The 14,985-nt window shown below is 31.8% G+C and carries 17 protein-coding genes; 6 read left to right on the forward strand and 11 right to left on the reverse strand.

Annotation, left to right across the window (positions count from 1 at the left end; translation table 11 throughout):
- Nucleotides 1-7: 7 nt before the first annotated feature.
- From PTZ02_RS09095 to PTZ02_RS09115, 5 genes are all read right to left on the reverse strand, one after another.
- On the reverse strand, nucleotides 8-955 hold the full coding sequence (locus PTZ02_RS09095) for a serine O-acetyltransferase (RefSeq protein WP_274227472.1): 948 nt from the start codon (nucleotides 953-955) through the stop codon (nucleotides 8-10).
- Nucleotides 956-1,078: 123 nt separating this feature from the next.
- The gene (locus PTZ02_RS09100; RefSeq protein WP_274227473.1) at nucleotides 1,079-2,050 is read right to left on the reverse strand and encodes a DUF2087 domain-containing protein; all 972 of its coding nucleotides are present in this window, start codon (nucleotides 2,048-2,050) and stop codon (nucleotides 1,079-1,081) included.
- Between the two features lie 125 nt (nucleotides 2,051-2,175).
- Complete coding sequence (locus PTZ02_RS09105) at nucleotides 2,176-2,637, reverse strand: hypothetical protein (protein ID WP_274227474.1); 462 nt, start codon at nucleotides 2,635-2,637, stop codon at nucleotides 2,176-2,178.
- A gap of 187 nt (nucleotides 2,638-2,824) precedes the next feature.
- Nucleotides 2,825-3,301 (reverse strand): HAD domain-containing protein, encoded by a 477-nt coding sequence (locus tag PTZ02_RS09110; RefSeq protein ID WP_274227475.1) that lies wholly within the window; start codon nucleotides 3,299-3,301, stop codon nucleotides 2,825-2,827.
- Between the two features lie 19 nt (nucleotides 3,302-3,320).
- Entirely contained in the window at nucleotides 3,321-3,854 is a 534-nt protein-coding gene (locus PTZ02_RS09115) for a hypothetical protein (protein WP_274228083.1), read from the reverse strand.
- Nucleotides 3,855-4,235: 381 nt separating this feature from the next.
- On the opposite strand from PTZ02_RS09115, the gene PTZ02_RS09120 reads away from it, so the two are divergent.
- A complete protein-coding gene (locus tag PTZ02_RS09120; RefSeq protein WP_274227476.1) occupies nucleotides 4,236-4,985 on the forward strand; it encodes a CPBP family intramembrane glutamic endopeptidase in 750 nt (249 codons plus the stop codon).
- Nucleotides 4,986-5,115: 130 nt separating this feature from the next.
- Here PTZ02_RS09120 and PTZ02_RS09125 read toward each other — a convergent pair whose 3' ends face one another.
- Together PTZ02_RS09125 and PTZ02_RS09130 are read right to left on the reverse strand one after the other, a co-directional pair.
- Nucleotides 5,116-5,778 carry an epoxyqueuosine reductase gene (locus PTZ02_RS09125; RefSeq protein WP_274227477.1) on the reverse strand — a complete coding sequence of 221 codons (663 nt, stop codon included), beginning with the start codon at nucleotides 5,776-5,778 and terminating at the stop codon, nucleotides 5,116-5,118.
- Between the two features lie 18 nt (nucleotides 5,779-5,796).
- Complete coding sequence (locus PTZ02_RS09130; protein WP_274227478.1) at nucleotides 5,797-6,255, reverse strand: hypothetical protein; 459 nt, start codon at nucleotides 6,253-6,255, stop codon at nucleotides 5,797-5,799.
- 194 nt (nucleotides 6,256-6,449) lie between these two features.
- Between PTZ02_RS09130 and thiS the strand changes: the two genes are divergently transcribed.
- From thiS to PTZ02_RS09155, 5 genes are read left to right on the forward strand one after another with little or no spacing between them, the layout of a single operon-like run.
- Nucleotides 6,450-6,644 (forward strand): sulfur carrier protein ThiS, encoded by a 195-nt coding sequence (gene thiS, locus PTZ02_RS09135; protein ID WP_274227479.1) that lies wholly within the window; start codon nucleotides 6,450-6,452, stop codon nucleotides 6,642-6,644.
- Nucleotides 6,645-6,647: 3 nt separating this feature from the next.
- A complete protein-coding gene (gene thiF / locus PTZ02_RS09140; protein WP_274227480.1) occupies nucleotides 6,648-7,451 on the forward strand; it encodes a sulfur carrier protein ThiS adenylyltransferase ThiF in 804 nt (267 codons plus the stop codon).
- A 14-nt stretch (nucleotides 7,452-7,465) separates the two neighbouring features.
- Nucleotides 7,466-8,233, forward strand: coding sequence for a thiazole synthase (locus tag PTZ02_RS09145; RefSeq protein ID WP_274227481.1), 768 nt, complete (start codon nucleotides 7,466-7,468; stop codon nucleotides 8,231-8,233).
- Nucleotides 8,234-8,235: 2 nt separating this feature from the next.
- Complete coding sequence (gene thiH / locus PTZ02_RS09150) at nucleotides 8,236-9,390, forward strand: 2-iminoacetate synthase ThiH (protein WP_274227482.1); 1,155 nt, start codon at nucleotides 8,236-8,238, stop codon at nucleotides 9,388-9,390.
- Nucleotides 9,391-9,399: 9 nt separating this feature from the next.
- Nucleotides 9,400-9,981, forward strand: coding sequence for a thiamine phosphate synthase (locus tag PTZ02_RS09155; protein WP_274227483.1), 582 nt, complete (start codon nucleotides 9,400-9,402; stop codon nucleotides 9,979-9,981).
- Between the two features lie 23 nt (nucleotides 9,982-10,004).
- Here the strand turns inward: PTZ02_RS09155 and PTZ02_RS09160 are convergent, their stop codons facing one another.
- The 4 genes from PTZ02_RS09160 to PTZ02_RS09175 all read right to left on the reverse strand — a co-directional run bounded on the left by PTZ02_RS09160 (nucleotide 10,005) and on the right by PTZ02_RS09175 (nucleotide 14,925).
- A complete protein-coding gene (locus PTZ02_RS09160) occupies nucleotides 10,005-11,747 on the reverse strand; it encodes a glycoside hydrolase family 13 protein (RefSeq protein WP_274227484.1) in 1,743 nt (580 codons plus the stop codon).
- 38 nt (nucleotides 11,748-11,785) lie between these two features.
- Nucleotides 11,786-12,682, reverse strand: coding sequence for a sugar ABC transporter permease (locus tag PTZ02_RS09165; protein ID WP_274227485.1), 897 nt, complete (start codon nucleotides 12,680-12,682; stop codon nucleotides 11,786-11,788).
- 2 nt (nucleotides 12,683-12,684) lie between these two features.
- Nucleotides 12,685-13,632 carry a carbohydrate ABC transporter permease gene (locus tag PTZ02_RS09170; protein ID WP_274227486.1) on the reverse strand — a complete coding sequence of 316 codons (948 nt, stop codon included), beginning with the start codon at nucleotides 13,630-13,632 and terminating at the stop codon, nucleotides 12,685-12,687.
- A 78-nt stretch (nucleotides 13,633-13,710) separates the two neighbouring features.
- Nucleotides 13,711-14,925 carry a sugar ABC transporter substrate-binding protein gene (locus PTZ02_RS09175; RefSeq protein WP_274227487.1) on the reverse strand — a complete coding sequence of 405 codons (1,215 nt, stop codon included), beginning with the start codon at nucleotides 14,923-14,925 and terminating at the stop codon, nucleotides 13,711-13,713.
- Nucleotides 14,926-14,985 lie beyond the last annotated feature (60 nt).

A 14,985-nucleotide genomic window follows, 5' to 3' on the forward strand; every position in this document is an offset into this window, starting at 1 on the left:
TAAAGTTCTAGATAACCCAGTCAAATATAAATTCTTGTTTTAGTTCTTCTGGTTTACTGTTTCTAAATTTTAGTTCAGGATTTTTTACACTTACTCTAGTGTCTGCTGGGACAGATTGTGTAATAAAGGCATTTCCTCCAATTACTGAGTTCTTGCCTATTATAGTTTCTCCTCCTAAAATAGTAGCTCCTGAGTAAATAGTTACGTTATCTTCAATAGTAGGATGTCTTCTTACCCCTTCAAGTGCTTGACCGCCTCTAGTTGATAAAGCTCCTAATGTTACACCTTGATATATCTTTACATACTCACCAATAATGCAAGTTTGTCCTATAACCACACCTGTACCATGGTCTATAAAGAAGTACTTTCCAATTTCAGCTCCTGCATTAATATCAATTCCTGTTTTTCCATGAGCATACTCAGTCATAATTCTTGGAATGTATGGCACAGCCAATTTATCTAGCTCATGAGCTATTCTATATATACTAATTGCAAATACCCCTGGATAAGAGAATATAACTTGCTCTATATCTCCAGCTGCTGGATCTCCATCATAAGCAGCTTGAACATCAGTTACAATATATTCTTGAATCTTTGGTATTGATTTAATGAATGTCATGCATATTTTGTTTGTTTTTTCTTCTATTAATTCTTCATCATTTCCGTAATCACTTTTATGCTTATACTGTAAAGCTAATTTAACTTGTTTATGCAGTTTCTCTTGAATACTTATTAAGAGATCTCCAATATAGTATTCAATAGTACTATCAGTAAGTCTTTTACTTTGAAAGAAACCAGGAAAAATTAACTGTCTTAATTCCTGCAATATTTCAATTATCTCACTTCTATTTGGTAGATTGGCAGACTCATAAACTGAAAAAACAGTGTTTTGTCTATAGCTCGTTGCAATTTCTGAGATTAAATTAATTAAATTTTTTTCACAATCCTTATTCATTTTCCCCATCCTTTTTAAATAAGTCCATTAATTTCTAGCCCTACTTTTATCATTTTTTTATATTATACTTTATGTGTTGTAAATTTACCACCATGATATCATATTATCCTATGAATATACTTATTACCTTGGGTATAATTTTAAGTCCTCACCTTGGCTTTCAATCCACATCTTTAATAATTCTTTTAGATCTGCTAGGTTTTCTTTATCTGTCGCTCCTTCTCTAGGTTTAAGCTTCTCTACAACTTTAAATTCAAAAGAATCTTCTCCATAAACTTTCCAATCACCTTGTAGCTCCTTGCATTTAAATATTCCAAGGTTTAACTGAAATTTCATAGCTTCAAAAGGCTTATAAAGATTCTTTGATATATCAACAAATGAATATCCAGTTTCCTTATTATAAATTTGAACTATTCCTTGCTCTACTTCTTGCTCTTTATATTTATTTATTAACTCTTTTCTACTTGCATCTTTCATATTGTTTTCCTCATTCTTTTTATAATATTTGCTTCCATCTTTATTTCTTCCCAAATAGCCGTAATCAACTAAATAACGTCTTATAATCGCATCATCTTCATATATTGGTTTAATAATTCTCTTAACTTCAAGTTCTGTATATTCTTTATCTGGTTCAAACAGTGCTGCAAACCTTGGTAATAAAGCTTTTCTTTTCTCTTCTTTAACTGGAAAGTTACGAAGCTTAGGCTGACTATTAACAATCCTTTCCCCTTCAGCTAAATCCATAATTGCAAGAAAGGCTCTTGCTTGTCTTGCTCTTTCTCTTAATGCAAATCTCATGTTTCTAACAGTTGATTCAGTGCAAGCTAATTTTATTGCTATTTCTTTATCACTATATTTATTGGATATCATTTGTATAAGTTCTTTTTGGATGTCTGTTAGTCCAGTATATATCTTTTCTAGCGATAAAAGTCCCTCAATAGAACTTCCATGCTCAAGCATGTGAGTTGCTGCATTTTCATCACTGCTGCCAATATCTTTTCCACATATAAGGCACTTAAATTCTCCATTTTTACTATTCCAAACATATCCTCTTTTAAAATCATCTATAGATGCACTACGCACAAATTCCTTCATTCTTACACCTCATCTATGTTTTTCATAGACATAATAGCATTTTTGTTATATCAATGTCAATTATAATAGGGACGTTTATCTGCCATATGACAAATAAAACGTCCCCTATTTACATAATATCAATCCTATATACTTATACAAATGCTCCTATCACTTTTATTATACATTCCAGCTACAGAGTCTTTTGAGCATTCGATTATATAAAATTCTTCTATTCTACCACTCTTTTTAGCTATATTATTAACTGCAATTTTAAAAGTAAAAGGTGTTTTGAATTCCTCATCACAGTCTTTTTGGCATTTGAATTTAATTGGTATAAACTGTGAACTACTATGTAATCCAAGTTCTTCACCTTTAGTTAAATCTCCAACAGAACAGCCCCATTTATCTGTATCTACAGAAGGCGTAAAACTATCATTTTCACTTAATGAGCCTTTAGGTATTGCTATTATAATTTCATTGCAAAAAATAGTTCTTTCGCAAGGAAGACTTACATTAAATGTTAAGGTTCCTGTATTTCCATTTGAGCTGTTAAAATCTGATGATATATCATAATTTAGTCTTGTAGCTTCATCTAAGACAACCATTCATAAAACCTCCATTTTACTCTTACTTATTTAGCCTTTATAAATATATAGATATATTTCCCTAAATGAAAATTTTTTATCCTAAAGTATAACATCATAGAGTTCATATCATTCAGTAACTTTCTATATTACCAAGTAATGATTATGTAAATAAGGGAGCTTTAAATAAAGCTCCCTTAACTCATATTTATTTAATCATATCTATAACAGTTTTAGCATCCTCTTCGGTAATACCTATTTTCCCATTTATCCTAACTAAATGGGAATTTATTTCTTCATCCTTCATATCTAAATCATCTATCACAACATATTTATCTATATCTTCATGTTCATCTATCCATGCCTTAATTTCTTTGGCTTTTACATGGCTAAATGTTTTTCTAGTTCTTATTTCTTCATTGCTAAAATCAGGTGTTTTCCCAAATAACTTTATGTCAAACTCACATAAAATTTCATATAAACTTTCGGAATAACCATCCTGTGGCATCATATTATCATCAAACCATAATTTCCAACCAGAAGACATAACGATAATAGCCCCTGTTATATCAATAATATTTTTTAAAATACTCACTCTATTTTTATCAATTACTTGATCTTTGTTATTCACAAAAAATTCTTCAGAATTAAGAACACCATCTATATCAAGAAATATAACCTTCATAAATTGTCCCCCCAAGATTTTAACCTATTGTTGCTTCAAAGCATAATTTCCCATCACTAAATCCTTTAATTACATTTCCCTCATGCTTCAAATGTACCGGATTACAACCATAAACAGGACTGATATATTTTACTTCTATTTCTTTAGCTTTAGTTGTGCTAACAAGCTCTTTAAGTATGAATAATCCTTGTACTACTGGATTATCTGTAAGATGAATAGAATTTGTGTCCCCTGTTCTATGGCTAAACTCTGCGATTTCTTCTTTTAAAAAAGTTCTCCATAAGGTTCCTACATCTTGAATAACTTCTTTTTTATTCTCTTCCTTAACCTTAACATTCATCATTAAGTAAACTGTTAGTGTTTTTGCAATTTCATCATTACTATACCCATTGCAATTTAATATACAAAGTTTGCTATTTCCTTTAACAACTTCATTTTTATAGATTTCTTTATCTGAATTTGAACTAAATTGCTTATATTTAACCTTAGCAATAAAAGCTCCTTCATATACAAAATCATCTTGTGTCGTAAATGCTTTAAATAAATCTAACATATTAATTTTAGCAAGAGAGTGTACTATGGTTATCAATCTCTCACTAAAACTCACCGCCTTTCTTTCTATACTATTGATTTGTATAATATGTTAATCGTTCGCTATAAAAGAATTTTTCGAACTCACTAGCAAAGGAGTTTCAAAATAGTAAAAATAAATTTGAAATTATTGTAGTAACTACTGTAGAATCTTATTTTTGTTATATAATGGTTATATATACATATACTGTAAAATAGAAAAACGTACTTTATTGCCGGGTTTTTAACAAGATTAAGATTAAGTATAAGTACATAGGTCACGTGTCCACTCGGCAATATTCTCTGCGCTTTTGCATTTCAGTTTTGGATGCATATTTTATACTTTTTAAGGAGGTAGTTTGTCATGAAAAAATTATATGAAAGAAAAGCTGTTTTACATTCCCTTGTTTGGTTAATACTGTACCTCGTACTTAACACTATTTCAGACAATATAGCTGGCGCACTGAATCTAGACTTTAATATGGTAACTGCGATTCCTAATTTGCTGCTGTCAGTGATATGCTATTTCTATTTAAAACGCACTTCTATAGCCAATGATATTGGACTTTTAACAAAACCTGCAGAAAAAAGTTCTGTGATGCTGTATTATATACCTCTAATTATATTACCATTTTTAAATTTAATCTATGGTATTAACACATCATTATCTATAGTGGAAATTGCTTTTTTACTGGCCATGTACGCTGGGGTGGGATTTATGGAGGAAGTCATTTTTCGTGGTCTCATGTTCAAAGCATTGATAAAGAAATGGAACCGCTATGTAGTAGTTATTTTTATAAGTTTTACCTTTGCAATGGGACACATTGTCAGCATGACAGCAATTGGACAAAACAGCACAGATACAGTATTGCAAATAATCAACGCTCTTGTGGTAGGCTGTATGTTTATGACGGTCATTCTGGCCAGCGGAAATCTGACTATCTGCATTATCGTGCATATTATGTATAATTTCATTGGAAATATATCTATGGCTAATAGTAGTCACATAGAAATAATCGCGGTTAATACTACAATTACTGTATTGTACTTTCTGTATTTATTTTTCAAAGGTAAACATACCAAGGCATTTTTTAGCAATACTAATTCTTTCTAAAAGTCCAGTTACATTTCTCAAGTCGCAAATAGCCCTCACTTTTTCGAGCTTGGGCTATTTTTTATACTTAAATTTCACAAGTTCGCACTTCTTTTTACAATTGTGACTCACTTAATACTTTTTAATTCATTTAATTTTTCTCCTTTATTAACATATATTTCTGTGTCCATGCGCAATGAGATAAACATTTCAAGCAAGTTACACAGTTGTATACATCAACAATTAAATCCCTGTCTATTCCAACTTCCCATGTTGTTCCGTGTATAACTTTTGCGGGACATATGTCCTTACAAATAGTGCACTCCCCGCACTTTGGCATAATTATTTCTGTTTTTTCTATTGGTAGTGGTACATCTATTAAAACACTACACATGCATAATGCACTTCCGTACTCCTTAGTAACTAGTAAATTATTTTTCCCAATAAATCCTACACCAGCTAAAACTGCAGCCTTTTTATGAGGAAGTGGAGTTGTTTTTATTTCTCTCTTAAAAAGATCATGCTGGAGTAAATTCCTTTCAGATTGAGAAAATGCTTTATATCCTTTAGAAATAATAAATTCTTCAGTCCAATCTGCAAGGTTATCTGCTCTGTGTTCCTTCTCTGAAAACTCAGAATAATCTAGTATGTTTTCTTTAGACAGCCTATAAATATACCTTGGACTTAAGGCAATTCCAATTAAAATGGCACTACTATACCCTCTATTCTCTTTATGAGAAAGCATAGAAATATCAGCAAATTTTATAAAACTTGCACCAAGAGTTTTTAGTTCAGCTATTAATTCCCCTAACATTAATGCTACTCCTTAATTCTACTCTAAATATTTAGATAACTTGTCATAACCTTCCCCACTAATTCTAAAAGTTTCTTTTGTCTCTTCATTTTGAACTAGTAGTCCATCTTTATCTGCAACTTGAAATCTATCACTTCCCATAAACTCATCTCTAACTTTAGATTGTTTAGGATCTAAATTATATAAAAATATAATTCTATATGCAGGATTTTCAAATTTCTCCTCTACTGACTCTTTGCTATTAAATATGCTAATAATATCACTTACTGCTGCTTGCTCTTTTTTAGATTCGAATATTTTAGTATCATTTACCCCAACTGTTATGTTTCCATCTTGTGAATATTTATCAATACTTATATAAATTAGTCTTTCATCTGTTTTGGGCAGTTTCTTTTCAGCTTCTACACTACTACATCCATATCCTACTATAGTCAGCGTAAGCAAAAGTATACTAATTAAACCACTCTTATATTTCATAAAGCCCCCTAACTATTACTCATTTATATAATAATACCATTATATCCCATAAACATAAAACTACTTGACCAAATAATTCAAATATAATATAATTTTATCAACAAAAAGAGCACAAAATGGGGTACACCACCGAAAGGGTGTAAGTCTCATTTTTGTGCTTTTTTTTCGGGCAAAATTGGAAAGGAAGTGAAAGAATGAAAGTAAATGGAACCTCAATTTCTTTAGAAAGCAGTAAAAGTTTATTAGATTTTTTAAGTGAACAAAACTATGATGTAACTAAAATCGCTGTTGAACTTAATGGTGATATTGTGCCTAAAGCAGCATACAAAGATACTATGCTTTATGATGAAGATACTATAGAAGTTGTAAGATTTGTAGGAGGTGGCTGATAAGTGAAGATAACCTTAAATGGAAAAGAAACTGAAGTAAATTTAGAAACAGCCTTTGAAGTAAGAAATCAATTTGGAGATGAAACTGACATCGTAATCCTAAATGGCTTTCAAATAGACAATGATAACAAAATATCTGAAGATGATATTTTAACTATAATCCGTAAAGGTACTATGCCTAAGGAAGAAGAACTTGAAAGTATGATGATGGCAAGACACACTCCTCATGTTCATAAGAAACTAAAGCAGGGTAAGGTTGCTATTGCTGGCTTAGGTGGACTAGGTTCTAATATATCAATTATGCTTGCAAGAATAGGTCTTGGTCATCTATTATTAGTGGATTTTGATATTGTTGAGCCAAGTAATCTTAATCGTCAATGCTATAACATAAGCCATTTAGGACTACCTAAGACAGTTGCTTTAAAAAAGCAAATAGAAGAAATCAATCCATTTATCAAAGTAGAAACCATAACTACTAGAGTAACTGAAGATAATGTTGTGGAACTTTTTAGTGGCTATGATGTTATCTGTGAAGCTTTTGATAAGCCAGATGCAAAAGCAATTCTTGTTAATGTTGGACTTAGTGAATTACCTAAGGCTAAGATAGTTGCTGCTTCCGGCATGGCTGGGTATGAAAGTTCAAATCTAATAAAAACCACAAGACCTATGAAAAATTTATATGTTTGTGGAGATTTAGAAAATGGTTCTGGAATAGGTAGTGGACTTATGGCACCAAGAGTACAAATATGTGCTGGACACCAAGCAAATATGATACTTAGATTATTAGTTGGAATCGAAGAAATATAGGAAGGACAGATAAAATGAGTGATAAGTTAATAATTGGGGGACATGAATTTCAATCAAGATTTATATTAGGTTCAGGTAAATTTTCACTTGAATTAATAAAAGCTGCTATAGAAAGTGGCGGAGCAGAAATGATAACTTTAGCTCTTCGCCGTGCAAATGTTGGTGGAGAAGAAAATATTTTAGATTACATTCCTAAAGGTATTACGCTCCTGCCTAACACTTCTGGAGCTAGAAACGCTGAGGAAGCAGTTAGAATAGCACGTCTAGCTAGAGAAATTGGATGTGGTAATTTTGTTAAAGTTGAGGTAATACATGATTCAAAATATTTATTACCAGATAACTATGAAACAATAAAAGCTACTGAAATGCTTGCAAAGGAGGGCTTTGTTGTAATGCCATATATGTATCCAGATTTAAATGTGGCAAGATCCCTTGTTAATGCTGGTGCAGCAGCAGTTATGCCTTTAGGCTCACCGATTGGAAGTAATAAAGGTCTTTGTACTAAAGAATTTATTCAAATATTAATTAATGAAATTAACTTACCTATAATTGTAGATGCTGGTATTGGCCGTCCATCACAAGCATGTGAAGCTATGGAAATGGGGGCTTCAGCTGTTATGTGTAATACTGCAATTTCATCTGCAAAAGATGTTACTCTTATGGCGAAAGCTTTTAAACAAGCTGTTGAGGCTGGTCGTGAAGCTTATTTAGCTGGTCTTGGAAGAGTTCTAGATTTTAAAGGTGAAGCATCAAGTCCTCTAACAGGATTTTTGGAGGATTAATTATGGAAGCTATTAAAGTAGATCATATGAAGTATTTATCTGACATGGAAATCACTAATTCAGATATTATGGACAAGGTATTAAAACTAGTTAATGAATATAACCATGAAAACTATACAGAAATTGATGTGAAAAAAGCTTTAGCAAAGGATACTCTTTCAATTGAAGATTATGCTGCAATACTCTCTCCTGCAGCCTTGCCATTACTTGAAGATATGGCAAGAAAATCAATGGAAGAAACTAAAAAGCATTTTGGTAATTCTGTTTGTCTTTTTACACCATTATATATTGCTAACTATTGTGAGAACCATTGTGTTTACTGTGGTTTTAACTGCATGAATAAAATTCACCGTGGAATGCTTTCCTTGGAAGAAATAGAGGCTGAACTTAAGGAAATAGCTCTTACTGGTTTACAAGAGATTCTCCTTTTAACTGGTGAATCTAGACATATGTCTGGAGTTGATTACATTGGAGAAGCTGTAAAATTAGCTTCCAAATACTTCACTACAGTTGGTATTGAGATATATCCATTAAATTCTGATGAATATGCATTTTTACATGAATGTGGGGCAGATTTTGTTTCTGTTTATCAAGAAACCTATAATACTGATAAATATGAACAAGTTCATTTAAGAGGGCCAAAAAGAATATTCCCTTATCGCTTTAATGCTCAAGAACGTGCAATACTTGGAGGTATGCGTGGTGTTTCTTTTGGAGCATTACTTGGACTTGATGATTTTAGAAAAGATGCCTTTGCAGCAGGGTTACATGCTTATTTTATACAACAAAAATATCCTCAAGCAGAAGTTTCCTTTTCTACTCCTAGATTAAGACCTTATATAAATAATGCAGATAATAACCCAAATGATGTTCACGAAAAGCAACTTCTACAAGTTATGCTTGCTTATAGATTATTTATGCCTTTTGCAGGTATAACAATTTCTACAAGAGAAAGAGCTGGCTTCCGTGATAATGTTATTGGACTTGCAGCTACAAAAATATCTGCCGGAGTTAAGGTTGGTGTTGGTGGCCATAGTGAAGAAGAAAAAGGTGATGAGCAATTTGAAATCTCTGATCCCAGAAGTGTAAATGAAGTTCATGAAATGATTCTTTCCAAAGGCTTACAACCTGTTTATACGGATTATATAAGAGTTTAGGAGGAAGTCATGCTAATTTGTGTAACCAACAGAAAACTTTGCAAGGATGATTTTTTAGATAGATTAAATCTTCTGGCTAAAGGAAAACCTTATGGAATTATGCTAAGAGAAAAAGACTTAAGCCAATTTGAATATGAGTCTTTGGCTATAAAAGTAAAAGAGATTTGTGATATTAACAAAGTACCTCTTATTATAAATCAAAATATTGATGTAGCCTTAAAGCTTGATATTCCTAACATTCAACTATCTATGAATAATTTAAGGTCTCATGCAACTATACTTTCTAAGTTTAAAAACATAGGCGCTTCAGTTCATTCTGTAGAGGAAGCAAGAGAAGCTCAAGAATTAGGAGCCACTTACTTAATTGCAGGTCATATATTTCCTACGGATTGTAAAAAAGGAGTTCCTGAGAGAGGACTCTCATTTTTACAAGAAGTATGTAATGCCGTGAGCATACCAGTATTTGCAATAGGCGGAATAACTGATGATAAGTTAGAAGATGTTAAAAATGCAGGATCAACTGGTGTATGTGTTATGAGCGAATCTATGACTTGTCCAGATCCAATTAATTTTATTAAGAGATTCACTTAATATAAAGAAAAGGTATGTTTGCTTTAATTCGCAAACATACCTTCTTCTTTCCAAATCTTAAATTCCATTGAATCTAAAATTAACGTTTTGCTTAAGTCCACTACTCCATCTTTTAATAAATCCTTAGCCATTGTATCTAACCCAAGGTTTACATAATATTTCTTATAATTATTATTAATAGCTACTATTATCTTTTCCCCATTAAAGTTTCTTTCAAATATCAGTACATTTTCTTTGCAATATAGCACCTTATAATCACCATACACTAAGGATAAATTATCTTTTCTTATTTTAATTAAGCACTTATACCAATCAAAAAGTTCAAGGTTTTGTTTATCCTTTTCCCATATCATACATTTTCTTGATTCTGGGTCTTCTCCCCCAGTAAGTCCTATTTCATCACCATAATAAATATACGGAACACCTATATAGCTAAACTGGAATCCAATTGCTAGCTTCATTCTCTCAATATCATCCTCACATTCAGTTAAAAATCTTTGAGTATCGTGACTTCCAATCAAATTCCACAGTTGTCTTGTAATTCCCTCCATATATATGGTGCTATTCTGCCCTAGAATCTCATTAAACTGTTCTACTGTTATAGCTCTTCTTGCGAAGAAGTCAATCAAAGCCCCTTTAAAAGGATAGTTCATTATTCCATCCATTTGATCACCCTTTAAGAAGGATGTTGCCTCATGCATTATTTCTCCAATAATTATGCTATCATTCTTACATTCCTTAACCCTATCCTTAAAGCTTCTCCAAAATTTATGATCCACTTCATCACATACATCCAGCCTCCAGCCATCTATTCCTACTTCTTTTATCCAAAACTCACCGACCTTAAGTAAATATTCTTTTACTTCTTTGTTACTGGTATTTAGCTTTGGCATTGACTTAATATGATTTGAAAAGGAATAATAATTAACCTTCTTTTGATCTACAGGATAGCTATCTATAAAATACCAATCCTTATATTTTGATTTTTCACCGTTTTTAAGTACATCCTGAAATGCAAAAAAGTCATCTCCAGAATGATTAAAAACGCAATCAAAAACTATCCTTATTCCTCTTTTATGGCATTCACTAACAAGTGTTTTTCCCTCTTCAAGAGTTCCAAATTGAGGATCAATATTATAATAGTCATTTACATCATATTTATGATTGGAGGAAGATTTAAATATTGGAGTTAAATATATTAAATCCACCCCTAAATCTTTTAAATAATCTAATTTGCTTATAATCCCCTTTATATCTCCTCCAAACATTGATTTTGGTGTTACAGGGCTGCCCCATTTCAATGTATTCTTTGGATCATTGTCTTTATCTCCATTGCAAAATCTATCTACAAATATTTGATAAACTACAGATTCTTGAAGCCAATTTACCTCTTTATATAAATCCCCTTCTGCAATATAAGGATATTGAAAAGCTGTAGCCTCATCCTTTGGTATTTTATAATCCCTTAACCCTCTTTCATCTAAATAGTAAATATTATCTTCCTTATCAACTAACTTAAAAAAGTATCTATATCTATTTCTTTCTACTGATATATCTGCTTTATAAAAATCATACAATTCTGTAGTTCTATCTATTTGCATTCTCTCTGTTAAAAATTCATCTTTCCAATCATATCTATCCTTATAGCATAAAATGCATTCTTTTATATCACCATTTGCAGTTCTTAGAACAACTCTTAATGTATTTAAATCCTTCCCGTAAGCATATGGTGTGTCAGTTATATGATAAATCGCATGTTTATTCAATGTATATTCCTCCTACTTTTCTATGATAATTATTTCATCTATTCCTTTATTGAACCTGCTACAAGTCCTCTAGTAATAAACTTTTGAATGCACACAAAAACTATTGCCAAAGGAATTGAAATTAATATAGATGCTGCTGCATATTGTGGCCAGTTAGTTACTTTATCCACCATAAGACTCTTTAGCCCTGGAACCAATAGCTTTAATGATTTTTCCTTAATTAAAGCTGCCGAAAAAATAAACTCTCCGTATATAGAAATGAATGAAAAGAAAAATATAACCACAGCCATAGGCTTGCTTAAAGGCAATATTATCTTTGTAAATACCTGCCAGGAAGTAGCTCCATCTACCATAGCCGCTTCATCTAAAGCTTGTGGGAGACCATCAATAAACCCTTTCATTAGCCATATATTATATGCACTGCCTGCACATAGTACTAGGACTAAGAACCATAGATTATCCATACCAAATGGTACTTTGTATGCAATTGCAAGTATTGCTGGAACTGCCATACTTGATGGAAACATTTGAAGTATTAATAGCGTCATAAGACCATTTTTTCTTCCCGTAAATCTCATTTTAGAGAATGCATAAGCTGCTGGCATTGTCATAATAAGCTGAATTGTTGATACAGCTAATGCTACAAAAGTTGTATTTAACATCCATTTTAAAAATCCATCTTTAGCTGATAATACAACCTTATAATTTACTAGGCTTATTTCTTTAGGAATTAAGGTCTTTTGCATAAAGCTTGTACCTGGAGATAGTGATGCTGTTATTATTGCAAAAATAGGAAATATAACAATTAAAATTGATATCCATAAAAAAATTCTCTTTCCCCATAAAGCAGCTCTTTCAGCTTTATTCATTTTATATTTATATGTCATTTTCTTTGGATTTACTTTCTTCACATTTTGCTCTATTTTTACTTCCATAACTATCCCTCACTCTCCTTAAACTGTCCTGATATATTCATATTGATAATTGAAAGAGTTCCTATAATTAAAAATAATAATATAGACATTGCTGCTCCTAATGCAAAGTTTCCTTGTAAGGTTGACATTTTATATGTTGCAGTCCCTAGAATATCTGTCCATCCAGCAAAGGATGAACCTGCCTTAGATGGTCCTCCCTCATTTAATAAATATGCTGAATTTAAGTTATTAAAATTAAAGGCAAAGTTTGAAATTAATAATGGATATGAGGTTTTAGCTAACGAAGGTAATGTAATCTTTGTGAATTTTTGAAACCCAGTTGCTCCATCTAAATCTGCCGCCTCATAATGGGTATCAGGAATTGCAGAGATAGCTCCCATACAAACATTCATCATGTAGGGAAAACCAATCCAAAGATTAATAAGTATAACTGCGAGTCTAGCTGCAAAAGGTGTTGTTAGCCACATTATCGGTTCTTTAATTAAGTGTAGCTGCTGCAACATGAGATTAATTGATCCATATTGACTATTAAATAATCCTCTAAAAGAGACTATAGTGATTGCTCCTGGTAATGCCCATGGAATAACTAATAATCCCTTATATATAAATGATTCCTTCATATTTTTATCACTTAAACACATTGCAAAAATTAGACCAATAAAATAACATCCAAAGGTTGATATGGCCGTAAAGATTAATGTCCATAATAGCAGTGGAAAAAACTGCGATTTAAGTGCTCCTGTTAATATCTGTTGAAATTGATAAAGTCCAACTATCTTCCAGCCTGCTGCTGTTCCATACCCATAATTTTGATTTTTAAGAGAATAATTTGTAAAAGCTATGAAGATTGTATATAACATTGGAAGTATACTTAATACTGTAATGCTAATAAGTGCTGGTGTCAGATATATATATGCTTTCCTATTTTTCTTTACTTTGAAGTTCTTCATATATACCCCCTTGTAAGTATTTTTTAGGGTACGCTAGTTTAATTAACCAGCATACCCTTGGGAAATATCTATTTATGATTACTTGCTTACTTCTACTGCATCTTTAACTGCCTTTTGAATATCTTTTGCAACAACCTTTGGATCTTCTCCACCTAAGATTCTTTGTATATTCTTAACTGGATCCCATATTGCTTGTGTTTCAGATACATTAGGCATTGGTACAGCATATGCTGTTTGTGCTATAAATCCTTGGGTATATTCATTATTCTTAACTATATCTTTATTTAATTCTGATTTTAGTACTGGTATTCTGTTACCTGTTGTATATAAATCTTCTCCGCTATTTTTAATTAAGTATTTCATTAATGACCAAGAATCATCTTTGTTATTTGATTTACTACTAACAAAGGCAGCCTGTACTCCCAAAAAGGACTTTATATTTTTTCCATCAAGTGTTGGAATTGCTGTTACTCCAAAATTAACTCCAGCATCTTTAAATCCTGCAACATCCCATGGTCCACCAATATAAAAAACTGCATCTCCTGACTTAAAGGAATTATTTGCGATATCCTGAGTAATATCTGCTGGCATAAATTTATCTTTTTGAACTAAGTCTTGAAGGAATTGATATGCCTTAATAGCTCCTTCATTGTCAAAACCTAAGTTAGTTACATCAAGTTTTCCATTTCCACCACCAAATACATAGCCTCCTTCTGTTTGCATAAAGGCAGCTGTATAATAAAAATCATTTATAGGAAATTGGAAACCACTTTTTCCATATGCCTTTGCCTGTGTAATTAGTTCTTCCATAGTTTTTGGTACAGTTTTTACCTTATCCTTGTTATAAAATAGTGCATAGGTTTCCATAGATATAGGAACTCCATATGCTTTTCCATCATATGAAACTGCATCCCATATGTTCTTTCCTACATAATCGTCTCTATTAACTAAGTCACTTGGAACTTCTTCTAATAAACCAGCTTTTTGAAAGGTACCTAAATTGTTATGTGCAAGTCCAAATAGCATATCTGGACCTTTTGAAGAGTTTGCAGCTGTCAAGAATTCTTGATATCCAGAATCATCTTTAACCACCTTAACTTTTTTATTATTTTCCTTTGCCCACTTTTGAGCAATTTCATCAACTTTAGCCACTTCATTATCCATTAAATTAGACCAGACAACAATTTCTTTTTCATCACTTGTTTTAGTGGAGCCTTGTCCACATCCATATAATAAACTAGTTCCCATAACAACGGTTAACATACCTGCAATAAACTTTACTTTTTTATTCATTATATCCCTCCAAATTTATGACTATAACTTAACGATAACGATTGCAATCTTTATGATTTT

The sequence above is a fragment of the Clostridium sp. 'White wine YQ' genome, from assembly GCF_028728205.1.
Taxonomy (GTDB): domain Bacteria; phylum Bacillota; class Clostridia; order Clostridiales; family Clostridiaceae; genus Clostridium_T.